This is a genomic window from Methylobacter sp. sgz302048 (genome assembly GCF_052162025.1).
GTDB lineage: Bacteria > Pseudomonadota > Gammaproteobacteria > Methylococcales > Methylomonadaceae > Methylobacter.
Window position 1 is genome coordinate 267,501 of record NZ_CP197401.1, and the last position, 23,814, is coordinate 291,314.

The 23,814-nt window shown below is 51.3% G+C and carries 18 protein-coding genes and 2 rRNA genes (1 of these 20 cut by a window edge); 7 read left to right on the forward strand and 13 right to left on the reverse strand.

Annotation, left to right across the window (positions count from 1 at the left end):
- Both ACTNE6_RS01275 and rrf read left to right on the forward strand, forming a co-directional pair.
- A 23S ribosomal RNA gene (locus tag ACTNE6_RS01275) occupies positions 1-2,248 on the forward strand; it begins 645 nt to the left of the window's first position.
- A gap of 103 nt (positions 2,249-2,351) precedes the next feature.
- Positions 2,352-2,467: ribosomal RNA gene (gene rrf / locus ACTNE6_RS01280) — 5S ribosomal RNA — on the forward strand.
- Between the two features lie 55 nt (positions 2,468-2,522).
- On the opposite strand, the gene ACTNE6_RS01285 is transcribed toward rrf, so the two are convergent.
- From ACTNE6_RS01285 to lnt, 3 genes are all read right to left on the reverse strand, one after another.
- The gene (locus ACTNE6_RS01285) at positions 2,523-3,434 is read right to left on the reverse strand and encodes an SDR family oxidoreductase (RefSeq protein WP_442498342.1); all 912 of its coding nucleotides are present in this window, start codon (positions 3,432-3,434) and stop codon (positions 2,523-2,525) included.
- Between the two features lie 380 nt (positions 3,435-3,814).
- The gene (locus ACTNE6_RS01290) at positions 3,815-4,906 is read right to left on the reverse strand and encodes a triose-phosphate isomerase family protein (protein WP_442498343.1); all 1,092 of its coding nucleotides are present in this window, start codon (positions 4,904-4,906) and stop codon (positions 3,815-3,817) included.
- Positions 4,907-5,208: 302 nt separating this feature from the next.
- Positions 5,209-6,777, reverse strand: coding sequence for an apolipoprotein N-acyltransferase (gene lnt / locus ACTNE6_RS01295; protein WP_442498344.1), 1,569 nt, complete (start codon positions 6,775-6,777; stop codon positions 5,209-5,211).
- A gap of 266 nt (positions 6,778-7,043) precedes the next feature.
- Here lnt and ACTNE6_RS01300 point away from each other — a divergent pair, with 266 nt between their 5' ends.
- Complete coding sequence (locus ACTNE6_RS01300; protein ID WP_442498345.1) at positions 7,044-9,434, forward strand: Lon protease family protein; 2,391 nt, start codon at positions 7,044-7,046, stop codon at positions 9,432-9,434.
- Between the two features lie 43 nt (positions 9,435-9,477).
- Here ACTNE6_RS01300 and ACTNE6_RS01305 read toward each other — a convergent pair whose 3' ends face one another.
- From ACTNE6_RS01305 to ACTNE6_RS01345, 9 genes are all read right to left on the reverse strand, one after another.
- Positions 9,478-10,158 (reverse strand): SPOR domain-containing protein, encoded by a 681-nt coding sequence (locus tag ACTNE6_RS01305; protein WP_442498346.1) that lies wholly within the window; start codon positions 10,156-10,158, stop codon positions 9,478-9,480.
- A 3-nt stretch (positions 10,159-10,161) separates the two neighbouring features.
- Positions 10,162-11,922, reverse strand: coding sequence for an arginine--tRNA ligase (gene argS / locus ACTNE6_RS01310; RefSeq protein WP_442498347.1), 1,761 nt, complete (start codon positions 11,920-11,922; stop codon positions 10,162-10,164).
- A gap of 76 nt (positions 11,923-11,998) precedes the next feature.
- Positions 11,999-14,224 (reverse strand): primosomal protein N', encoded by a 2,226-nt coding sequence (locus tag ACTNE6_RS01315; protein ID WP_442499659.1) that lies wholly within the window; start codon positions 14,222-14,224, stop codon positions 11,999-12,001.
- A gap of 370 nt (positions 14,225-14,594) precedes the next feature.
- The gene (locus ACTNE6_RS01320) at positions 14,595-15,401 is read right to left on the reverse strand and encodes a class I SAM-dependent methyltransferase (protein ID WP_442498348.1); all 807 of its coding nucleotides are present in this window, start codon (positions 15,399-15,401) and stop codon (positions 14,595-14,597) included.
- 143 nt (positions 15,402-15,544) lie between these two features.
- Complete coding sequence (locus ACTNE6_RS01325; protein ID WP_442498349.1) at positions 15,545-16,051, reverse strand: disulfide bond formation protein B; 507 nt, start codon at positions 16,049-16,051, stop codon at positions 15,545-15,547.
- Positions 16,036-16,737 (reverse strand): potassium channel family protein, encoded by a 702-nt coding sequence (locus ACTNE6_RS01330; RefSeq protein WP_442498350.1) that lies wholly within the window; start codon positions 16,735-16,737, stop codon positions 16,036-16,038. The genes ACTNE6_RS01325 and ACTNE6_RS01330 overlap by 16 nt, the downstream gene beginning before the upstream one ends.
- Positions 16,734-18,338 (reverse strand): potassium channel family protein, encoded by a 1,605-nt coding sequence (locus tag ACTNE6_RS01335; protein WP_442498351.1) that lies wholly within the window; start codon positions 18,336-18,338, stop codon positions 16,734-16,736. The genes ACTNE6_RS01330 and ACTNE6_RS01335 overlap by 4 nt, the downstream gene beginning before the upstream one ends.
- Positions 18,332-19,048, reverse strand: coding sequence for an SDR family oxidoreductase (locus tag ACTNE6_RS01340; protein WP_442498352.1), 717 nt, complete (start codon positions 19,046-19,048; stop codon positions 18,332-18,334). Before ACTNE6_RS01340 ends, ACTNE6_RS01335 begins: the two co-directional genes overlap by 7 nt.
- The gene (locus tag ACTNE6_RS01345) at positions 19,036-20,028 is read right to left on the reverse strand and encodes an SPL family radical SAM protein (protein WP_442498353.1); all 993 of its coding nucleotides are present in this window, start codon (positions 20,026-20,028) and stop codon (positions 19,036-19,038) included. The genes ACTNE6_RS01340 and ACTNE6_RS01345 overlap by 13 nt, the downstream gene beginning before the upstream one ends.
- A 126-nt stretch (positions 20,029-20,154) precedes the next feature.
- On the opposite strand from ACTNE6_RS01345, the gene proC reads away from it, so the two are divergent.
- The 4 genes from proC to ACTNE6_RS01365 all read left to right on the forward strand — a co-directional run bounded on the left by proC (position 20,155) and on the right by ACTNE6_RS01365 (position 22,939).
- Positions 20,155-20,982 carry a pyrroline-5-carboxylate reductase gene (gene proC, locus ACTNE6_RS01350; RefSeq protein WP_442498354.1) on the forward strand — a complete coding sequence of 276 codons (828 nt, stop codon included), beginning with the start codon at positions 20,155-20,157 and terminating at the stop codon, positions 20,980-20,982.
- Positions 20,982-21,557, forward strand: a complete 576-nt coding sequence (locus ACTNE6_RS01355) for a YggT family protein (RefSeq protein ID WP_194969437.1) — start codon at positions 20,982-20,984, stop codon at positions 21,555-21,557. Before proC ends, ACTNE6_RS01355 begins: the two co-directional genes overlap by 1 nt.
- Positions 21,554-21,859: a DUF167 family protein gene (locus ACTNE6_RS01360; RefSeq protein ID WP_194969438.1), complete on the forward strand. Its 306-nt coding sequence runs from the start codon at positions 21,554-21,556 to the stop codon at positions 21,857-21,859. Before ACTNE6_RS01355 ends, ACTNE6_RS01360 begins: the two co-directional genes overlap by 4 nt.
- An 84-nt stretch (positions 21,860-21,943) precedes the next feature.
- A complete protein-coding gene (locus ACTNE6_RS01365; protein ID WP_442498355.1) occupies positions 21,944-22,939 on the forward strand; it encodes a DUF4124 domain-containing protein in 996 nt (331 codons plus the stop codon).
- Here the strand turns inward: ACTNE6_RS01365 and argB are convergent.
- Entirely contained in the window at positions 22,922-23,812 is an 891-nt protein-coding gene (gene argB, locus ACTNE6_RS01370; protein ID WP_194969440.1) for an acetylglutamate kinase, read from the reverse strand. The two genes, ACTNE6_RS01365 and argB, sit on opposite strands and share 18 nt — an antisense overlap.
- Positions 23,813-23,814 lie beyond the last annotated feature (2 nt).

Genomic DNA, 23,814 nt, shown 5'->3' on the forward strand with positions numbered 1-23,814 from the left:
GTCGCTGGGATTAGACCCGAAACCGGGCGATCTATCCATGGCCAGGCTGAAGGTGAGGTAATACTTACTGGAGGGCCGAACCCACGTCTGTTGAAAAAGACGGGGATGAGCTGTGGATCGGAGTGAAAGGCTAATCAAGCTCGGAGATAGCTGGTTCTCCTCGAAAGCTATTTAGGTAGCGCCTCGTGTATAACTGTTGGGGGTAGAGCACTGTTTCGGCTAGGGGGTCGTCTAGACTTACCAACCCGATGCAAACTCCGAATACCAACAAGTTTCAGCACGGGAGACACACGGCGGGTGATAAGGTCCGTCGTGAAAAGGGAAACAGCCCAGACCGTCAGCTAAGGTCCCCAAATCTATGCTCAGTGGGAAACGATGTGAGAAGGCCCAGACAGCCAGGAGGTTGGCTTAGAAGCAGCCACCCTTTAAAGAAAGCGTAATAGCTCACTGGTCGAGTCGGCTTGCGCGGAAGATTTACCGGGGCTAAGCATAGTACCGAAGCTACGGGTTCATCGTAAGATGAGCGGTAGAGGAGCGTTCTGTACGCCTGCGAAGGTCGATTGAGAAGTCGGCTGGAGGTATCAGAAGTGCGAATGCTGACATGAGTAACGATAATCAGGGTGAAAAACCCTGACGCCGAAAACCCAAGGTTTCCTGCGCAACGCTAATCGACGCAGGGTTAGTCGGTACCTAAGGCGAGGCCGAAAGGCGTAGTCGATGGCAAACAGGTTAATATTCCTGTACCAGTGGTAACTGCGATGGGGTGACGGAGAAGGCTAGGTCAGCTGCCGGTTGGAAGTGGCAGTTTAAGCGCGTAGGCAGGACTCTTAGGCAAATCCGGGAGTCTATATGCTGAGGCGTGACGACGAGTCTCCCTTTGGGGAGACGAAGTGATTGATGCCCGGCTTCCAAGAAAAACCTCTAAGCTTCAGGTTATCAGTGGCCGTACCCTAAACCGACACAGGTGGGTAGGATGAGAATTCTAAGGCGCTTGAGAGAACTCGGGTGAAGGAACTAGGCAAAATGATACCGTAACTTCGGGAGAAGGTATGCCTTTGGTAGGTGTAGTCCCTCGCGGGCGAAGCCGAAGAAGGTTGCAATAAACTGGTGGCTGCGACTGTTTAGCAAAAACATAGCACTCTGCAAACACGAAAGTGGACGTATAGGGTGTGACGCCTGCCCGGTGCCGGAAGGTTAATTGATGGGGTTATCTTCGGAGAAGCTCTTGATCGAAGCCCCGGTAAACGGCGGCCGTAACTATAACGGTCCTAAGGTAGCGAAATTCCTTGTCGGGTAAGTTCCGACCTGCACGAATGGCGTAACGATGGCCACACTGTCTCCACCCGAGACTCAGTGAAATTGAAATTGCTGTGAAGATGCAGTATACCCGCGGCTAGACGGAAAGACCCCGTGAACCTTTACTATAGCTTGACACTGGACTTTGAACCTACTTGTGTAGGATAGGTGGGAGGCTGTGAAGCACCAACGCCAGTTGGTGTGGAGCCATCCTTGAAATACCACCCTGGTATGTTTGAAGTTCTAACCTCGACCCGTAATCCGGGTTAGGGACAGTGTCTGGTGGGTAGTTTGACTGGGGCGGTCTCCTCCCAAAGAGTAACGGAGGAGCACGAAGGTACCCTCAGCATGGTCGGAAATCATGCAATGAGTGCAATGGCATAAGGGTGCTTGACTGCGAGACGGACAGGTCGAGCAGGTACGAAAGTAGGTCATAGTGATCCGGTGGTTCTGAATGGAAGGGCCATCGCTCAACGGATAAAAGGTACTCCGGGGATAACAGGCTGATACCGCCCAAGAGTTCATATCGACGGCGGTGTTTGGCACCTCGATGTCGGCTCATCACATCCTGGGGCTGAAGCAGGTCCCAAGGGTATGGCTGTTCGCCATTTAAAGTGGTACGCGAGCTGGGTTCAGAACGTCGTGAGACAGTTCGGTCCCTATCTGCCGTGGGCGTTTGAGATTTGAGGGAAGCTGCTCCTAGTACGAGAGGACCGGAGTGGACGAACCGCTGGTGTTCCGGTTGTCATGCCAATGGCATTGCCGGGTAGCTATGTTCGGACAGGATAACCGCTGAAAGCATCTAAGCGGGAAGCCCCTCCCAAGATGAGATCTCACTGGGACCATGAGTCCCCTGAAGGGCCCTGAGAGACGATCAGGTTGATAGGCACGGTGTGGAAGCGCTGTAAGGCGTGCAGCTAACGTGTACTAATTGCCCGTGAGGCTTGACCATATAACACCCAATCAGTTTGGGTTGACTGACAGCGCTTTTTTGACGCGAGAGATACAGATTTCCATGCAGTAGGCCGCGACAGCGGGCCTGCTACACCAGTTTGCTTGGTGACCATAGCGAGCGTGAACCACCCGATCCCATCCCGAACTCGGAAGTGAAACCGCTTAGCGCCGATGATAGTGTGGCCGTTTGCCATGCGAAAGTAGGGCATCGCCAAGCGCCAATCCGAAAACCCGGTCCTCCCAGAGGCCCGGGTTTTTTTTTTGCCCGGCCCTCAGGCCGCCCGCGTCGCCCCGCCCAGCAAGGTCAGGATCTCGCCCGTGATATAGCTCGAGTCGGCCGGCGACGCGAAAAAGACAAACGCAGGAGCAACTTCTTCCGGTTGTGCCGGTCGTTTCATTGGCGTATTGGCGCCATGCTTAGCCACTTGCTCCGCCGGTTTATCGGCGACATTGAGTGGCGTCCAGACGGGGCCTGGAGCAACGCAATTGACGCGAATACCTTTCTCGACCAAATTCAGCGCCAGTGATTTAGTAAAAGCATGAATGGCACCTTTGGTAGAGGCATAGTCAATTAGGTGTTTATTTCCTTCCAGACCGGTAATTGATCCGCAATTGATAATGGCATCGCCATCTTGCAGATGTTTGAGCGCTGCCTTCGCCATGCGAAAGTAGCCGTAAATATTGGTTTTAAAAGTTGTGTCAAATTGTTCATCAGAAATATCTTCGATTGATTCCTGGTTATGCTGATAAGCTGCATTGTTGATTAAGATATTCAATTTGCCGAATTCGTGGACTGTTTTTTCAACAGCATTTTGGCAAAACTCCAGACTGGTTACATCGCCCGAGATTAACAGGCATTGACGGCCTTCTTTTTCGACTTGCCGCTGAGTTTCTTCAGCATCGATCTGTTCAGATGGAAGAAAGGTTATTGCGGAATCCGCACCTTCGCGAGCGAAAAGTACAGCAACGGCACGACCAATACCCGAATCGCCGCCGGTAATCAAGGCGACTTTATCTTTTAATTTGCTCGAGCCTTTGTAATCAGGCGCAAGATATTGTGGCCGTGGCGTTATTTGCGCTTCAACACCCGGGCGATCCTGGTGCTGGGCGGGCATTGGGCTTTTAGGATATTTTTCGTTTGGAGTTAGTTTATCCTCAGAATTTGGTTGGCTTTCTTTTGGCATTAAGCTCTCTCCTAATCAAAAATATTTATAACCTCTTTCGCACGTACTAAGAAAGAATATATATCGAATGCTAAATTAAAATTCCTGACTTCTTTTTTAAGATGCTTCCATAATTCAATTGTTCAATCATTTTATGGATTAGCCGAAACATCACAGAAACAGGCATCTTTGTTAATTTGACTGCTAAGCGTTGATGTTTGTTGGTTTTGCAACGCACGCTAAAGCCTGATATTTATGCACAACAGTTGGTTGGAGGAATTGCTTTTTGCTTATGAGGAGAAATACCCTCTTCAATGAGAAATTAAAGAGGGTTCTACAAAGAAATGTCCGATGCTTAGCCTTAAAGGCATAAGCTCTATAGTCTGGCTAGGCCAAAGGTTTTAAGAATCCAGGCCAAATCTTATTATTGAGGCAAAATCATTGGCTTTCAAACTCGCCCCTCCGACCAAGGCTCCATCAACACCTGAAATATTCATGATATCGACAATATTGTCGGGCTTCACATTCCCACCGTACAGGATCCTTATGGATGAAGCGATTTGCTCGCCGTACAGGTCCATAATGAGATTTCTAATGAAATCATGTACTTCTTTTATCTGCTCTAATGTGGCGGGTTTTGCTCCTTCACCGATAGCCCATACCGGTTCGTAAGCGATAATTACTTCGCTGACAGCTCTGGGCGAGACGGCTTCAAACGCCATTCGCAATTGCCGATCCAGCAAGCTGAACGTTTCATTTGCGAGTCTGGCCTCTCTGTTCTCACCACAGCAAAGAATGACCTGTAGCCCTTGGCCCAGAGCAGCCTGGATTTTTAGCTGAATGGATTGATCGCTTTCTCCGGCTCGCTCTCTTAATTCTTCTTCCAAAAATCGGGACAATCCAGACAGGAGGTTACGATTCTCTTTGGCGACTAGGTATTCCAAAGTTGCTATAACTTGAGCATCGGCACCGTCTTTTGCTTTCAGTTTCTTCAACTTGTCGGAAAGAAAGCTGTCTGTCAGACGCCTGGCCACACTAGAGGCAAAACCATAATATTTCCCTAGATTGGCTCTGCGGTCCGAATGGCCAATTATGACACGATCGACCCCGATGGCTCCCAGCATTTCGGGCGAAATTTCTCCGGTAAATGCGCCTTTGGATTCAAAAAACGTATCTTGCGCCAGCAGAAATACATTTCTGCCTAAACCATATTCTGTCCTGAGAAAATCCGGTTTAATATAATCGGCCAGGGTAGAAAGTCCTGTGTAAGGAGGTGCAAGGCCTATATCGACATCTCTTATTCCGCGGCAGATATCCAGGATTCTTGCCGTAAGGGCGACACCTGACAGGGGAATCATATTCATTTTCCAGTTACCGGCCAGAAACGGCCTGATCGCTCCGGGAATTCCGGCTTCGGCTTCGATTTTATGCCATTGGTTTGCCGTCCTTTGACGGAAGTAGTTTCTATATACCTTTGGATTTGCCGTCTTCATGCATTATACCTTTTAGTCCAATATTAATTTCCGTATGAGGTTTTCGCCCCTTACCCCATTAATAAAATGCCATGTACTACCAAAAAGTTGTGATACGACATTTTTCCGCAGACTGTGAAAATTTACTTTTCTGTCTGGAAATTCTCAGCTAGTGTTCGTAGCAGCGGCACGAAGAACCTCATTTTGCTTCCGATTCCTTGATAGAAAACTGATACCGGAATCGGATGTTTTCCCACCGTTCCGAACATTACACCTTACTCATGCTGAAGAGCAAGAAATAGTTGGACAAACCGACCAAAATCTCACTGCTTTTGATAGCGATTACGGACTCCTATGCCGATGAGTACAATCAGCGCAGTCCAAAGCAGAGAAGGCATCAACCAGAACCATTCTTGATAAAAAGTGACTGGCGGATTTGTCAGATAAGGGACTTCATAAACGCCGGCCCAAGCTTGGTGTAATGGAGAGCGCTCCAGAATGTCTCCGGATGCCAGAGATACGGTAGAAATGCCGGTATTGGTCGCTCTGAGTACAGGCCTCCGGAATTCGACGCCTCGTGCCAGCGTCATATACATATGCTGATAGGGTTCCTGCCAGGCGCCGTACCAGGCATCGTTCGTGACGTTGACAATGAACTGGGCCCCGAGTTCAGCCAGGGAACGCGCGAATCCGGGAAAAAGACTTTCATAGCATATTTGCGGCCCCATCTTGTAACCATTCCAGTGTAACAAAGTCGTAGGCCCCTGGCCGCGTGCAAAATGACCGGTCGGCGGCAGCCAGTTGCGAATTTGCGGGAAGAATTGTTCGCCAGGAATATATTCGCCGAAAGCCAGCAAGATGGATTTGCTGTAATGAGGTGGTACTATTTCACCGTCTTTATCGAGCACGAACAGCGAATTCGTAATCAGTCGGGTGGCTCTGTCGACACTATAAGCGCCGGTAATCAGCGGCAGTTCGCGCTCGCGAATAAATTGGCTTAATTGGGCCGGATGCGCATCGAATTTAAAATCCTCTCCCAACAGTGACGGAAAAGCCGTTTCCGGCCACAGTACAAAGTCGACTTTTGCTTCTGTTGCTTTTAGCTCCTGATCGGTCAGATCAGTATACCGCTTAAGTATTTCCTGGCTATAGCCTCTGCCTAGCTCGGCGGCGAGTTTTTCCGAGTTGCCGATATTGGCCTGGACCAATAACGCTTTAAAAGAGGCATCCGGTTCAGGCAATCTGTTTTTGAGCCAAAATCCGCCGGCGTTCAGCAAGACAAAACCCCAGACTACAGCCATCAGAATTTTTTTACCGGCGGCCTGCCGGCGTTTCTGCCAGGCGATATAAAGCGGTAGATTGCACAATAATGTAAGAGCGCTGAGGCCGCTGAAGCCTATCACTTCAGCCCACTGGTAAACAGGCACGCCGGCGCCGTACCAGGAATAACCGAAATTCCAATCAAACAAGGTCAGCGAGTAGGCTTCGCATATAATGGTGATCAATGCCATTAATGCTAGCGAAAGCCGTTCCGGCCAAGCGAACTTGCGCCGCCCCCAAAACCACAACATGCCCGCCACAGGGACAAACAAGTGCGCAATCAGTGCATAGAGCAACATGCCGAGGACTGCTACGGGCCAATCCAGATGCGCAAATTCATGCAAAAGATAAGTGACCCAGTTAAAACCGATCAGTGTAAAAATGAAGGACGTAACCAATCCACCCAAGAAAACACCTTTCAGGCTGGTTTGCCGGTTCCAGAAAATCCACAGCGGCACGAAACAGAATAAAGACGCCCAAGGCGGAAAAGGAATATAACTGGTGCCGATAAAAATGCCGGATAGGACCGGCAGCAACCAGAGGCGGGTTTTGCTAGCTGAAAAATCGTTCATATCAGTTTTTAATGAAAAATCTTATTGTACACAAGCGCGAGAGCAGATGTTGTCGATGGGCGGGGATTATCCTGCAAAGTGGTCTATTATCTAAGAATTTTTATACAAGATTATTAAAACTGCATCGGCAAATTATTTACTGGCTGCCGGTTGCAGCATATTTTCAGGATACGTTGCATGTCTAACTGTTTCGGTGTTGCCGGAATTCCTATGCAACATGCTAAAATCGCCGATTACCTTGCAACCTTGGGATGTTATTTTTATCCATGTCTACTACGCTAAAGCTTCCACTTGAATCATTGAAATTAAATGTTGATTTGTCTCATATCGACTTGCCGGAAGCTCCCAGGCAGCAAGCTACTATTTTAGGTCAAGCCCGCGCCCAGTCGGCATTGGAATTCGGCGTTACGATGCGCAATCCCGGCTACAATATTTTTGTCATGGGCGACCATGGCAGCGGTCGGCTGACCATGATCACCAATCATCTTGATACGACTGTGCAAAGTTTACCCGCGCCGCCAACCTATGCGTATGTGGAAAATTTCGAGAATCCCAGGGAGCCAGTCAAAGTTGAATTGCCGGCCGGGCATGGACAAGAACTTTGCAAGGATATAGAGCGATTGATCGACAATTTGCTGGTCACTTTTCCGGCTGTCTTTGAAAGCCCTGCTTATCAGCAAAAGAAGAGCGCGATTGAGCGTCAATTTAATCAGCGCTATAACAGCACCATTGATCTGGTCGAAAAAAAGGCCCTGTCTCTGAATATTGCTCTGTTCAGAGAAAACGATTCCATTACATTTGCACCTATCAAGGACGATAAGTCGCTGGATGAAGATCTGTTTATGCAGCTGCCGCAATCGGAGCGCGAAGTTTTTCATAAACACGTGGAAGAGCTGGAAGACTATCTGGGCGATGTATTGATAGAACTGCCCCAGTGGCGCCGAGCTACAGTGGAAAAAATCAGGCAACTCGACAATGATACGATCAGCTTGGCTATAGAGCCGCTGTTTTCAGAGCTGGACGATAAATACCAGAATATTGACGACGCTGTTACGTTTTTAGACGAAATCAAAAAAAACCTGGCTATCACAATTACCGATTATCTGATGCCGGGCCGTTCATTGGAACAGAAAGATATTTCCGCCAAGCGGCTCATGCTGACCGAGCTTTATATGCCCAATATTCTGGTCGATTACAAGCAGGACAGTGGCGCCCCCGTTGTTTTTGAATCTCATCCGATTTATCAAAACCTGTTCGGGCGTATTGAATATGTCAGCGATCAAGGCACGCTGGTTACTAACTATCGCAGGATTTGCGCCGGTTCCCTGCATCGGGCAAATGGCGGTTATCTGATTCTGGATGCCGAAAAACTGCTGACTTATCCTTTCGTCTGGGAAGGGCTTAAACGGGCCCTGAAGTCGGGCCGCATTGAAATCGAGTCGCCCTATTCGGAACTGGGCATTAATACGATTACCTTGAAGCCCGAGGTGATCCCATTGAATGTCAAGGTCATCCTGGTCGGTTCTCCCGAGATCTATTATCTGCTGGAAGAGCTGGATAGCGAATTTAACGAAATGTTCAGAGTGCTGGCCGATTTTGACAGCTATATTCAATTGACTGATGAATCGATACAGCGCTTTGCCATCCTGATGATCAAACATGCCGCGGACTCGGGGGCAAAGCCGCTGTCGCGTGCCGCTATTGAGGGCCTGATCGAACATAGCTGCCGGCTTTCCGAAAATCAGTACCATCTTTCTGCACGTATCAATGACTCGCTGGACATCATCGGCGAAGCCAATCTGTTCTGCCATAAAGCCCAGGCCGATCAGATTGACAGAGTGCATGTCGAACAGGCTTTGGCGGCAAGAGAGCAGCGTAACGGTAAACTGTCCCAGGATGTCCTCGAAGAAATGCTCGTCGGTACGATACTGATCGATACCGAAGGCTCGGCGATTGGCAAGATCAACGGTCTGACGGTGCTGGAAGTGGGCGGCAGCAGTTTTGGCGCACCTGCACGCATCACTGCGACCGTTTATCCGGGCTCCCGGGGCATCGTCGACATTGAGCGCGAAGCCGAGCTTGGCCAGTCCATACACTCGAAAGGCGTGATGATTTTGACCGGTTATCTGGGCGACTGTTACGCCCAGCAATTTCCATTAGCCATCTCGGCCAGCATCGCGATCGAGCAATCCTACGGCTATATCGATGGGGACAGCGCGGCGCTGGCTGAACTTTGCTGTCTTATCTCGGCGCTGACTCGCACGCCGATCAAGCAAACGTTTGCCGTGACCGGCTCGATTAACCAATATGGGGAAGTCCAGGCCGTAGGCGGCGTCAATGAAAAAATAGAAGGGTTCTTCCGGCTTTGCCAAGGGCGCGGCCTCAATGGCCAGCATGCCGTTATCATTCCGGCCGCCAATAAACGTAACCTAATGCTAAAGCAGGAAGTCGTGGATGCGGTTGCTCAAGGTTTGTTTGCCGTTTACGCGGTGTCCAATGTCAATGAAACCTTGGAGTTACTGACTGATCAGTTGGCCGGTTCACCGGATAGCGAAGGCAACTATCCAGAAAACAGTATTAACTACAAAGCCATTTTCAGATTAAAAGAGATCTCCGATATGGCGCTTGATGAGGATAAAGAGGAAGGGGCAACCTGAGACTGTCAGGCGCAGCTACTGCGTTTAATAGCTGCGCCACGGATTAACGGCCGGACTCGGTTACTATGACATCGATGCCGTTCTGCCTCAAGCGGGTCCTGATCGTATTGACGCTGGTTATATGGCCATAAGGTCCCATTTTAACGCGATACCAGATGGTATTGCCGCCGACTTTCGCCTTCTCGACGCGCGATTCAATGCCCATCAAGGCCAGTTTGGCCTTTAATTTATCGGCTTCCTGAAACTCCCTGAAAGAGCCCGCCTGTACCATATATTGAGCGCCTTTATCCTGATGCTGGGCATCTTTATTTTGGCTCTCCATAGCCTGTGCCTTATCTTGAGGTTCCTTGATTTTGCCGATGAGTTCTTCGCGCGCGCGCGTCTTGATTTCATAATCAGGCACAACCACTTCCTTTTGCGGCAGGATCGTGTAGAAATCAAACTGCGGCGGCTGATGAACGGGCTCGGCTGCTTTCTTTGGCTGAGCCTGTTCTTTTTTGGCCGGCTCAGTTTTGTCGGGTTTTGCTGCCGATAGCGCAATCTGCGGGATGTCGCTTTGCTTAGAGCCCGTGCTGCGCAAATAAGCCAAAAAGACTACAAAAGCAATAATCAGCGCCGTGATAAGCATCCATTTAAAAACTCCGGCACTGTCATGACGACTGGGTTTTTGCCCGCGCGGCGCTGTTCTTCCCTGGGTTGCTCTATGTTTGTAGTCTATGGCCATATATCACATTGCTTCAGGAGCGTTGATCTTCAGCAGTCCCAATCCGTTTGCCAGGACTTGTCTCACGGCGCTGATCAAATTCAATCTGGCGTCGCGAAGCGCGGCATCCTCAACGAGGAATTGATGGGCATTGTAGTACGTATGAAACTCGGTCGCCAGCTCGCGCAGATACTGGATCAACTGATGCGGCTCATACTGAAGCGCCGCGCGCTCCAGCACTTCAGGATAGCGAGCCAGCGTGGCGACCAGATCGGTTTCGTGCTCTTCGGTCAGCCGATCCAGATTATCCATGCCCAGCAACAGATTTCTGTCCCAATCCTTTTCGTCAAGTTGCCGGAATACGCTGCACACCCTGGCATAAGCATACTGTACATAAAACACGGGGTTTTCATTGGACCGCGAGGTCGCCAGTTTTAGGTCAAAATCCATATGCTGTTCCGACCGGCGCATGACATAAAAGAAACGTGCCGCATCCTTGCCGACTTCGTTGCGCAGTTGCCGCAATGTGACAAATTCGCCGGAACGCGTGGACATCTGGACTTTTTCCTCGCCGCGGTAGAGCACCGCGAACTGCACCAGCAGAACCTTCAGTTTGGATTCATCAGCGCCCAGCGCGGTCATAGCCGCCCTGACTCTGGGAATATAGCCGTGATGATCGGCGCCCCAGATATTGACGATGCGATCGAAGCCGCGGTCCAGCTTGTTCATGTGGTAGGCGATGTCGGAAGCGAAATAGGTGGTCTGGCCGTTTTCCCTGACCACAACCCGGTCTTTTTCATCGCCCAGCTTGGCCGATGCAAACCAGGTCGCGCCATCCTTTTCATAAAGATGCTCACCAGCGCGCAAGCGCTCCAGTGCTTGCTGCACCGAACCGTCATCCATTAACTGACGCTCCGAGAACCATTCCTGATAGTCGACACCAAACTCTTGCAGATCAAGTCTAATGTCGTCAAGAATCGTGTCCAGACCGTTTTGAAAAAGGTCTCGGTACAGCGACGGCCCGAGCAGGGTTTTGGTTCTGGCGATCAGCGCATCGATATGCTCTTCCTTATCGCCGCCGTGCGGCTCGTCTGCCGGTATATTTTCAAACACCAGCTCTGCAGGTCTGCGGTAGTCGTTGCCGGCGTTTTTATGAATATCCCAGGCGATATCGCGCACGTACTCGCCCCGATAGCCATTGCTTGGGAAATTGACCACTTCACCGCACTCTTCCAGGTATCTGAGCCAGATGCTGGTAGCAAGAATATCCATCTGGCGGCCTGCGTCGTTGACGTAATATTCGCGGTGCACGTCAAAACCGACCGCCTCCAGCAAATCGGCAACGACCGAGCCATAAGCGGCGCCACGGCCATGGCCTACGTGCAGCGGCCCGGTCGGATTGGCGGAAACAAACTCAACCTGAACCTTTTGGCCGGCGCCGATAGTGCTCAAACCGAAACTACGGCCTTCATCATGAATCTGTTTGATAATCTGATACTGGGAGTTGGCATTGACAAAGAAATTGATAAACCCCGGGCCGGCCAGTTCAACCTTGGTAATCGCCTCATGCTGGGGCAGTGCGGCCATAATTTGCTCGGCCAGTTGTCGGGGATTTGATTTTGCCGGCTTAGCCAGGGTCAATGCCAGGTTTGAAGCAAAATCGCCATGCTGCGGATCACGGGTGCGTTCAATGTTAATGCGCGGGGTAATTTCCTGACTCAGAACACCTTGATTTTTAAGTGTTTCAACGGCTTGCAGGATAAGTGCCTCTATCTTTTGTTTCATTGCTTCATTGCGGTAAGTAGATCAAATAAGTGCCACATTATCCATGAAAATCATCTGATTATCCATTCAAACAACATCAATACAGATCCACCGGATCGATATCCAGCGACCAGCGCACTTTTTTGGCCTGCTTGAGTTTTTCAATTTCCGGCATCAAGCCATCGAGCAAGGCATGCAAAGCTTGTCGCCTTGTGCTCTGAAACAGCAATTGGTAGCGGTAAAGTCCGGCGCGCCTGGTCATGGGCGCCGCAACCGGGCCCAGGATCTGGATATGGCCCTGGCTGTATTGCCGGGCCAGCTTGCCCACCGCATCCAGAAACAAAGGCGGCATTTTACCGTCTAGGGCCTGCGCCCTCAGCAGCGCCTGATAGCTGAAAGGCGGCAAGGCAGCCTCTTTGCGCTCTGCCAAAGCCGTTCTGGCGAAGTCGCTATAGCCTTGCCTGATCAATGTCGTCAGCAAGGGATGCTCGGGTTTGCGGGTCTGCATGATCACTTTGCCGGGCTTTTCGGCGCGTCCGGCCCGCCCTGAAACCTGCACGATCATCTGCGCCAGTTTTTCGGCCGCATGGAAATCGATGCTGAACAGGCCACTGTCGACATCGAGAATCGCCACCAGCGTTACATTCGGAAAATGATGGCCTTTAGCCAGCATCTGTGTGCCCAGAATGATATCTACGCAGCCCTGGTTGATTTGTTGCAGATAGTTTTCCAGTGTGCCTTTGCGCTGAGTCGAATCGCGATCCAGGCGTACGATCATTCTATCCGGAAACAACGTGGTCAGCACTTTTTCGACGCGCTCAGTGCCCAGGCCCAGCGGCGTCAGTTCACTGGTTTCGCAGGCCATGCACCGATGGATCAATGGCTGTTCCTGGGCGCAATGATGGCAGCGCAGCAAACTTTCGTCATAATGGATGACCAGATTGGCGTCGCAGCGCCGGCAGCGCGCAACCCAGCCGCAGCCATGGCAGATCAGGGTCGGGGCATAGCCGCGCCGGTTCAGGAACAGCAGAACCTGTTCGTTTCTCGCCAGGGTTTTTCGGATGTCTTCAATTAGGGCCTCGGATAGACCTTCCTGCATGCGCTTGTTGCGGATATCGAGCAGTTGCAGGATCGGCGCCGTGGCATTGCCGGCTCTTTCAGGCAGATGCAGCAGGTGGTAACGGCGTCGATCGACATTATGCAGGCTTTCCAGCGACGGCGTTGCGGAGCCGAGCAAAACCGGAATATTCAGCAGCTTGCCGCGCACGACCGCGACGTCGCGCGCCGAGAAACGAAAGCCTTCCTGTTGTTTGAACGAGGCATCATGCTCTTCATCGAGAATGATCAGGCCGGGATTTTTCAGCGGCGTGAATAATGCCGAGCGGGTACCCAGCAAAATTGAACAGACGCCTTGCTGCATCTGGAGCCAGGCGTTTTGCCGCTGTCCGTCGGTCAACTTGGAATGCGACACGGCAATGGTGACGGCAAAACGCTGCCGGAACCGTTCTTCAAGCTGCGGCGTAAGCGTAATTTCCGGCAGCAGGACCAGCACCTGCTGGCCGCGCTCGAGCACGTGCCGGATAATCTGCATGTATACTTCGGTCTTGCCGCTGCCGGTCACGCCCTCCAGTAGAAAAACAGCGAACTGCCCCAGCGATTCGCAGACGGCATCAATGGCTGCTTGCTGCTGCGCATTACACTGCAGCGCGCTGTCGCGAACCAGTAAGCCATTGCCGGGCGCAGCATCAGGCTGACTGATTTCAAGCAGTTGCTTGTCGACCAAGGCTTTCACGGCCGGCCGCCAGTTTTCATTCCATAACGACAATTCGGTTTCGGACAGGCTGCCGGCATGGCATTGAAATTTTTCCAGGACGCTTTTTTGTTTGGGCGCACGATTCAACCGGTTGCTGTCGATAGCTATGCCTTGCTCTGTCAAGGTATAGCACTTTTCTACATGCAGTTCGGCCGGCTTGCCCTGGCGCAGCGAGACCGGAAAGGCGGCGCTGAAAACTTCGCCCAAAGGGTGATGGTAATAGCTGCTGGCCCAGTGCAGCAGGCGCAAGTCTTTGGACGACAGCAGCGGCTCATCGTCCAGAATGCGCGTAACGCGTTTTAATTTGCTGTTGTCGAACTCGCTGTGCTGCGTTATTGCAATCAGAAAAGCGACTTTGCTGCCTTTTCCGAAAGGCACCTCCAGGCGCATGCCGGGCAGGACGGCGCCGGGGCCCGTTTCGGCCGGGGCAAGGTAATCAAACAATCGATAGAAAGGCGCGGGAATGGCGACTCTGAAAATCAGTTCGTTCCCGCCGGGCGGTTTGGCCATAGTGGTTAAATGGGGTTTATAGTTATTGTTCGCAGAAGGGCAAATAGCCGCCCATGCAACCATTTCCGGTCTCTATTGCAATCAGGCCTATGGTTCAGCCAATGAGTTATCCACAAAAGCTGTGGATAACTCTGTGGGTAACCGGTTTCTAAATCAGCTTAATGACCGTTTTTAATACAGTTTTTTGGCCTGCATAATTTTAAGTCAAAAATATTATTTTGTTATATTTCAAAGTCTTGTGAAGAAATATCTGGCAGTGATCAGATATTTCTTGCTGAATTTATTTGAGGCCGGCTTGATGTGTGTAATTAACAGAAATCATGGCTCGGCCTGTCAAATTATGGCCGGCTGAGTCCGGCCGTCTGTCCTGTTATCTGGGCTTGATGAATTTAATCGTCATCCTGTCGCTCTCGCCGATCTCCAGGTACTTTTCGCGGTCCTGTTGTTTCAGTTTCAAAGTTGGCGGCAAGGTCCAGACGCCTTCGGGATAATCTTTGGTATCTTTACTGTTGGCGTTGATTTCGGATTTGCCCAGAAATTCAAATCCCGCTTTTCTGGCCAGTGCAATGACATAATCCTCGCTGACATAACCCGAGGCGGCGCTCGGGTCCTGCAGTTTTTTAGGGGAGTTTCTATGCTCTACGACGCCCAGGATACCGCCGGGCTTCAGGGCTTTATACATGGCATTGAATACCGTTGATGCCTGGCCGTCCTTCATCCAGTTGTGGACATTGCGGAACGTTAAAATCCGATCGGCCGAGCCGTCCGGCGCTATTTTCACTTTTTCGGGCGGCTGCAACTCCGTTAACTCGACTTTGCCGTACAGATCCGGATGTTTCTTCAGTTTGGCCTTATACTCATTCAGGCTTTTCTTGAAATAAGGTTCCTCGGCATCGGCTGAAAAATGCGCCGCATACAGTTTGCCGTGTTTCTTCAGATAAGGCGCCAGGATTTCCGTATACCAGCCGCTGCCGGGCCAGATTTCGACGACGGTCATACTGTCTTTGACTTCAAAGAATTCCAGCGTTTCCTGTGGATGCCGGTATTTATCCCTGGCTTTGTGCTCGGCGGACCGATGAGCGCCGGCAACGGCTTTAGGCAACGTGCTGTTCTCATCGGCGGCTTGCGAAGACGAGAAGCTGCCAGCCAGCAATAGCGCCAGTAAAATTTTTTTCATTATTTTGATCTCGCTTATTGGCCATGGCCAACAATAAATTTTAATGTAGTTGTTGAACACAATTGTAGCGGGAATTCAGCAGCGCATAGGGTTACCGAAGCGCTTCCCAAGGATTGTGCATGCCTGCTGATTTTTTGTTCTGGCTATTGGTTCTCAGGGTTCCAGATTTGCAGCAGACTCAACAACGCCAGCATTAAGAAAGCGATTAATGTCCATTCGGGAATGCTTAAACCCAACAATGTCCATGATACTTGAGCGCAATCGCCGGTGCCGCTCAGCATTAACTTGATGGTTTCGGACAAAGGGAAATTATCGAAAACATATTCGAGTCCAGGGCCGCATTCCGGCATTTCTTCAGGCGGCAAATGCTGCAGCCAGACGTGACGCGTTGAAATGGACGCGCCGGCCAATGCGGTCAGTGCGCCTATAATCGAATAAACCATTATGCCGGTCCGGCCAGGGTTGTGCACCGCGGCGATTAAAAATACGATACCGGTCATTAGAATGGCGATACGCTGCGAGATACACAGCGGGCAGGGTTCCTGTTCTTCAATAAACTGCAGGTAAGCGCCTATCGCCAGCAATGTAGCGCAACCAAGGAAACCTAATAAAAACCAGATTCTCGAATTAAATTTTAGTAATTTGTACATGCTTCAACTTCTTCTTTAAATAATCGAATTTCCCGTGCCGGGCCCATGACCACCAGAACATCGCCCGCATCCAGACTATGTTCTTTCTCTCCGATTGCAAAATGCAATGCCTTGCCTACTGCCTTATCGACTACGCCGATAAGGATCAGGTTGTATTTCGTATGAAGTTTTAAATCACTGAGCCTGGTATTTTCCAGACAGGACCCTTTCACGATCTCTACCTGCGCCATATTCAAATCATGCCGTCCGAACACGGTATCATCAAGCAATGTTGTGATATCGGGTTTAGTCAGCATTTCATGCGTTTTTCTGCCACAGATTTCGTAGGGGTCGATAATCTTGTCGGCGCCTGCAGACAGTAATTTTTCCGCCGATTCCGGTGCATTGACACTGGCAATAATAGTCAGATTCTTGGCAAGGGCGCGCGCCGAAATCGTCAGAAACACATTATCGGCATCATCGGGATAAAAGCAGAAGATGACATCGATATTCTCACCAATGCCGATGGCTTTGAGCGCATCATCGTCGCGAAAATCAATGACGGCCGCTTCAAAACCCTGCTCTGAAATCAGTCTTGCTTCCGTATCATTATTGCCGATAAAAATAATGCGGTATAGTGATTGATTCAAACGGCGCATGGTTTCCAGCGACATGATGCTGTAACCGAATACGGCAATGCGCTTCATAGTCTTCGGCCTATTTTCAAGCGGCTTCTTTCTATCTGATTGCGAAAATAGTCAATGCCGTAGCGCCTGCCTATAACCACCAGAAGATCTCCTGCCTGTACTTCAAAATGGGGGGCCGGATTGAAATAAAAACACTGGTTTTTTATCGGATAGCTGCTCTTGTGTATAAGATGCATCGGATTTGTACTGATGATACCGACCAGCATCAATTTTCTTTGCTCAAAGTCAATTTCAGAAATTTTCAGATTCTCAATAAAAGAGCCGGCATGTACAGGCACCGTTTCTATGACGATAGGTTTTTCTTCACGGATGATGCCCAAAATAGCCTCAAAAGCGACCGATTGGCCGACATATTCGGCAGCTGCCATGCCGGCTATTTCAAAAGGCTGAATGACACTGGTTGCTCCGGCTTGATAGAATTTTTTCACATTTTGCGGATTGTTGACCCGGGAGATAATCCGGATGTTTGCATTTAAATGGCGGCTGGTCAAAGTGATGTAAACATTTGTGACGTCATCGCCGGTCGTACATAAAATCGCCGTGGCCTTTTTATTGATGCCGGCGTGCTCCAGCACGCCATTCTCGCTGGCATCACTGTGAATGGTCAGATACCCCAGTTCATTGGCTTTTAACGCATTGGCTTCCTGTTTATCAATAACGACAAAATGCAGTTTGTCTTTTTCGAGCTGTCTGGCGATATGCTGTCCGACCCGGCCAAAGCCGCAGATTATAACAAAACTGTCATATCGGCTCAGCTCGGTGTAAGTTCTGTTCTCGCGCATGACATGCATTTTGTCGCTGAATGCCGACACGATGATCGAGGTAAAAAAAGATATGACACCCAGCCCGGTGAAAATCAGCGCCATCGCGATCAGCCGTCCACCCGGCGTTTGCGGCGTGATATCGCCATAACCGACCGTCGAGAGCGTGACAATAGACCAGTAAAAGGCGTCAAACAGGTTCTGGATGTTACCGCCATCGGTCGGGTTCTCGAATAAGTAAATGCCGGTGCTGCCGATAAAGATCAAAAAGCCCAGGAAGATGGCCAGTGTATAAAGCTCAAAACGCTTGCTGGTCAGGACCGAAGCGAATAATTTAACACTGTTGAAATAGCGGAACAGCTTGAACAGCCTGAAAATAATGAACAGGCGCAGCAGTCGTACGGCTCTGTAACTGGGGAGGATGGCCAGCAAATCGATCAGGGCCAGAGGCGTGAGCATATACTCGATTTTCTTGGCAAGAATCAGCTTGAAAGCCGCGCCAAGGCGAAACGGAATGTTTAAATATTCGGCTCTTTCATACTGGTCCAGAATGATTTTATGGCTATCGTTGCAAAGCCAGACGCGCAGCAGATATTCGACAATAAACAGTGCGACTATTGACTGTTCGATCAGCAGGGCTGCCGCATCGGGTGCTTTTTCAGCTTCATAAAGCAGCAGTAAAACGCTCAGCACGACTACCCCTATCATGAATACATCAAAATAGGTTTTCAGCCGGCTGTGCGGGTTTTCCAGCAAGTTATAGAAAAACTGCTTGGTATGCCCGTAATGTGGCGATGCCCTTAGCAAATAAGCAAAGTAGACAATCAGCCGCGTCAGCATTTTTTAAACTTGACGACTTTGTTCAAAGGATTCAGATTGATCTCGTCGATGACGATCTGGGTGCGGGAATTGAGTACGTAGGCGACCGTTTCCGCTATGTCTTCCGGTACCAGATAATTGCTGGCCTCATCGCCCGGCTCGAAGAACAGCTGTTCAAAAAACTCTGTTTTAACCATACCCGGATTGATCAGGCAGATGCGCACGTTGCTTCGGCCGCACTCTTCGCGCAGAGCCTGAGTAAAGCCGCGCACGGCGAACTTGCTGGCGCAATAGACCGCTCCCTTGCGGCTGCCCTTTAGCGCCGCTTCCGAGCCGATAAAAATCAGATCACTGCGCGCTTTGCGTTTCAGCGAAGGCAGCAGGGCGCGCGTCAGAAAAGCCTGGCTGGTAAAGTTTATGGTCATCAGCGCTTCGATCTGCTCGTAAGAGAACTCTTCGACCGAACCGAATTGTCCGCGGCCGGCCGAAAAGACTACCGTATCGATATCGGGGAAAACCTGTGCCAATTCGCGCAGCTTTTGCGGCAGTTCATGCAACTGGCTCAAATCCAGCTGGACGGAACTGAAGTTTGTCATAGACCGAGTAAAGCGCGTACGGTCGCGCGACAGGCCGATCACATGATGGCCCTGGTTCAGCAGGTTTCTGGCGATGGCGCGGCCTATGCCCGAACTGGCGCCTGTAACCAGCACGGTGCGTTTTACAGTGTGCATGGAAAAAATTTGCTTTCAGGAATATAAGTTAACAATTGCTCCGTACAGTATTGCATCATTTCCAGCTCCAGATCCTGGCGATAAGAAACCATGCCTCTCTGAGTGACCATCGGGCTAGAGAACAGTTTCTCTTCGGGATAAAGATTGTGCACTTTTTTGAAATAGTCCTCCGGCAGCCGGAAAACGCCCAGGCTGACCGAATGCAGCCGGTTTAAATCCAGGCTGGCGAAGACCTGTTCGAACAGTTGCCGGTACTGTTGCCGGTAGCCCGCCTGATAAATCAGCGGATCGAAACGCAGGCCCACCAGCCAGCCCTGCGCCTGCAGCCGGCGCAAAGCTTCGAGACGGCGCTGCACAGGCGGCGCTTTGGCCTCGACCTTGGCCGCTATCTCATCGGGCGACAGGCTGAAGGCGACGATGCAGCGCGGAACCGGTTCGCGGGCCAGCAGACTTCTGACCTGCGTGCTTTTGGTTCTTAACTCCAGCCAGGCATTCGGAATGGTCTCGAAAACCGGCAGAAACTGCTCGGCAAAGCGCGTGACCGGCTCCAGCGCCAGGCTGTCGCAGTCGTAGCCCGAGAAAAAATGGATTGGATCAGCCGGCGCGGCATCGCACAATTGTCTGATTTCCTGCTGAAAATCCTCGTAATTGACGAACAGCACGTAGTTGGCCGATTGATACATGCCTTGCAGGAAACAGTAACGACAGTCATACAAGCAGTTCAGCATGTGCGAGAAATAATAGTTTCTTGCCGCCCCGATGCCGTAGCCGGCGGGCGCCTCGAGCACGAAGTTTTTGTATTTCTCGGCCAGAATTAAGGCCGGTTTTTGTTTTTGCAGCCGGAAATTCTGGGCCTTGGGATTAAAGACCTGGGCATAACGCTCGCAGGTAATGATCCGGGCGTGCGGAAAACGGGCGGTAATATCGATAACGCGGGCGTGCTTGCGGATGTTTTCTTCAATATAAATGGTTTCAATCATGGGCTCTGTGGTAATGGCGAGCGCTTAAGGCAGCACAGCGGCGCATATATTAAAAGACTTGTGATTGATTGCACAGACCCTATATAGGTTAAAATACTTTTAACCCTAACCAAATACACTGTACACATGAAAACACAAAAAATAGGTTTTATCGGCGGCGGCAATATGGCATCCAGTCTGATGAGCGGACTGATTGCCAGCGGCCATTCCCCGCAGCAGCTTTGGGTGTCGGATATCAACAAGGACCAATTGGCTTCTCTGGCGGCCAACCTGCAAGTCAATATAGCGCCAGACAACGAGACCGTCATTCAGGAAGCGGAAGTCGTTGTGCTGGCCGTCAAGCCGCAGGTGCTGCGCCAAGTGGCCGAAAGCGTGGCTGCCCTGATCCAGCACAAGAAACCTCTGGTCGTGTCCATTGCGGCCGGCATCACTCAGTCCAGCCTCAGTTCATGGCTGGGCGCCGATACGGCCATCGTCCGCTGCATGCCCAATACGCCGGCTCTGGTTTTGACCGGCGCTACAGGGCTGCATGCCAACCGTAATGTCACTGCGGCGCAGCGGGATCTGGCCGAAAACATCATGCGTTCGGTCGGCATTTCGCTATGGGTTGATGATGAAAGCGATTTGGATGCCGTGACCGCAGTTTCAGGCAGCGGCCCTGCTTATTACTTTCTGCTTATGGAGGCCATGGAAAAAGCCGCCGAGGAGCTGGGACTGGATAAACACACCGCGCGCCTGCTGGTTCAGCAAACGGCATTGGGCGCCGCCAAAATAGCCCTGGAATCGTCCGAATCGCCGGAACAGTTGCGCAAGCGCGTGACGTCGCCGGGCGGCACTACGCAACGTGCCATAGAAACGTTCGAACAGGGTGGATTCACCGAACTGGTTTCAAAGGCCATGCATGCCGCAAGGGACCGCTCTATCGAAATGTCTAAACCAATGGAGAACAGTTGATGGACTCTACTTATGTAACCAACCCGGCTATTTTTATCATCGATACGCTGTTTTCCCTGTATATCCTGGCGGTCATGCTGCGTTTTCTGCTGCAGTGGTGCGGCGCCGAATTTTACAACCCGATCTCCCAGTTTCTGGTCAAGGCGACGCATCCGCCGCTGAGGATATTGCGCCGCTTTGTGCCGCCTATCGGCAAAATCGATACCTCGTCGCTGGTGCTGGTGCTGGCGCTGCAGATGCTGGCCGATTTCTCCATATTGATGCTGAAAGGCGTATCGATCGGCATCGGCGCATTGACGATATTGTCGATGACGCAGTTGGTTTCGCTACTGATCAATATCTTCATCTTCGCCGTGTTCGCCAGAGCCCTGCTCAGCTGGCTGAATCCGGGCACGTTCAATGCAGCTGCCTCCATCCTGTACAGTCTGACCGAGCCTTTGCTCAATGTCTGCCGCCGCTTTATTCCCGACCTGGGCGGTATCGATCTGTCGCCGCTGGTCGCGCTGCTGTTGCTGCAACTGGCAAAAATGCTTATTTTGCCGCCGTTGCAGGAATTGGCCAGTTTGATCGGATGAACTGGTATTTCTATGAACAGGGCGTTTTGACCCTGAATCTCCATGTTCAACCTAAAGCCAGCAAGGACGAATGGGCGGGGTTGCACGGTGACCGGCTAAAGCTGCGAATCAAGGCCCCGCCGATTGACGGCAGGGCCAATCAGCATTTGCTCAAATTCATAGCCGGCGAATTTGGCGTCAGCAAATCCGCCTGCACGCTCATATCGGGCGAATCGGGCCGGGAAAAGCGCGTTGCCATTGACTCGCCGCGTAAATTGCCTGATTTGCCCGAACCGCTGCGGTTTGATATCTCGTTAAGCTAAAGCCCGGCTCGGGCAAAGCCATGGATATCTGCTATCTTTACTTTGTGTTTCAACTCCGTAAAGATCGTCGATGAATCTATGTCAATGCGCATTTCTACAGTAAGCCTTTGTTTAGCCGGTCTGATCTGTTTGCTCAGTAGCCAGATCGCGCTGGCCAAAAAAATGTACCGATGGGTGGATGAGCACGGCAATGTTTTCTTTTCCGATCAGGTGCCGCCGGAACATGCGGGATACCGCCGCGAGTCGCTCAATGAAAAGGGCAGAGTGGTTGATGTTACGCCTCAAGCCAGAACAAAAGAGCAGCAGGCGCAGGACCGGCAGTTGGAAGCGCTCAGGAAAGCGCAGGAGAAAATGATCGCCAAGCAAAAATCGCACGATCAGGTTTTGCTCAGCACTTTCCGCAGCCTCGACGATATGCAGGCGATGCTGGAAAACAATATGAAAACGCTGGAGATCCAGAAAAGCTTACTGCAGAGCAATCTGCAGCGCCTCGAAAGCCAGCTGGAGGCCCAGCAAAAGCTGGCCGCGGCGCATGAGCGCAACGGCGAGAAATCCCCTGCAGCTCTGCTGGACCGTATCAAGTCCGCCGAGGCGCAAATTCAGCTCGCGCAGGCAGAAATAGACAAGCAGTCGGAGAAGATGCAACAGGCCCAAGCGCAAAATGCAGCAGATGTCGAGCGCTATAAATTCTTAATCGGATCAGGCGATGGCACTCCGGCCGCAAATGCCGAAACAGCGCAAAACAAGATGCCGGAACTGGGGCTTTTCATCTGCGACAGCGAGGCACAATGCGCGAAAGCCTGGACCAGCGCCCATCACTTTATCAATACGCACGCCTCAACCGACGCCGACATCGATAACGACAAGCTGATCATGAGCAAGGCGCCTGCCAAGGACGGCGATCTGAGCTTGTCTGTTTCAAGAACGGACGATGGCAACGGTAGGCAGCAGCTTTTTCTGGACGTCCATTGCCGGGACACATCGCTGGGCGTGGAGCTATGCGCCAGCCAGAAGGTTTGGGATATAAGGTCTGCATTCAGACCTTATATCGAATCCGCGTTGCTAGTGACTGATCAGTAATGTGCCGACGCCCTGGTCGGTGAACAGTTCCAGCAGCACGGCGTGATCGACGCGGCCGTCGATGATATGCACGCTGGTCACGCCGCCTTCGAGCGCATCGGTGGCGCAGCGGGTTTTAGGGATCATGCCGCCGGAAATGGTGCCGTCGGCGATCAGGTCGTCTATGTCTTTTATCGACAGGCCGGTCAGCAGTTCGCCCTGCTTGTCGAGAATGCCGGCGGTATTGGTCAACAGGATCAGTTTCTCGGCTTTCAGAACTTCGGCTACTTTTCCCGCCACCAGATCGGCATTGATGTTATAGGAAAAGCCGTCTTCGCCGACCCCGATCGGGGCAATGACCGGAATAAAATTGCTGTTGCCGAGCATGTCGACCACGCTCGGATCGATGCTGCTGACTTCGCCGACATGGCCGAGATCGATGATTTCCGGCGCTTGCGCCTCTTGCGCCGATTTTTTCAGCGCGATTTTTTTGGCCCGGATGAAATTGCCGTCCTTGCCGGTCAGGCCGACCGCTTTACCGCCGTGCATATTGATCAGGTTGACGATTTCCTTGTTGACCAGCCCGCCCAGCACCATTTCCACCACATCCATGGTCTCGCTGTCGGTGACGCGCATGCCGTCAATGAAGTTCGAGGTTTTGCCGATTTTTTCCAGCAAGCGTCCGATTTGCGGACCGCCGCCATGAACGACGATGGGATTGATGCCGACTAGTTTCATCAGCACGATATCGCGGGCAAAGCTGTGCTTCAGCGCCTCATCGACCATGGCATTGCCGCCGAATTTGACCACGACGGTTTTGCCTTTGAAGCGCTGGATGTAAGGCAATGCCTCGATCAGGACATCCGCTATTTGGTGAGCTGTTTTTTTCTGCATAG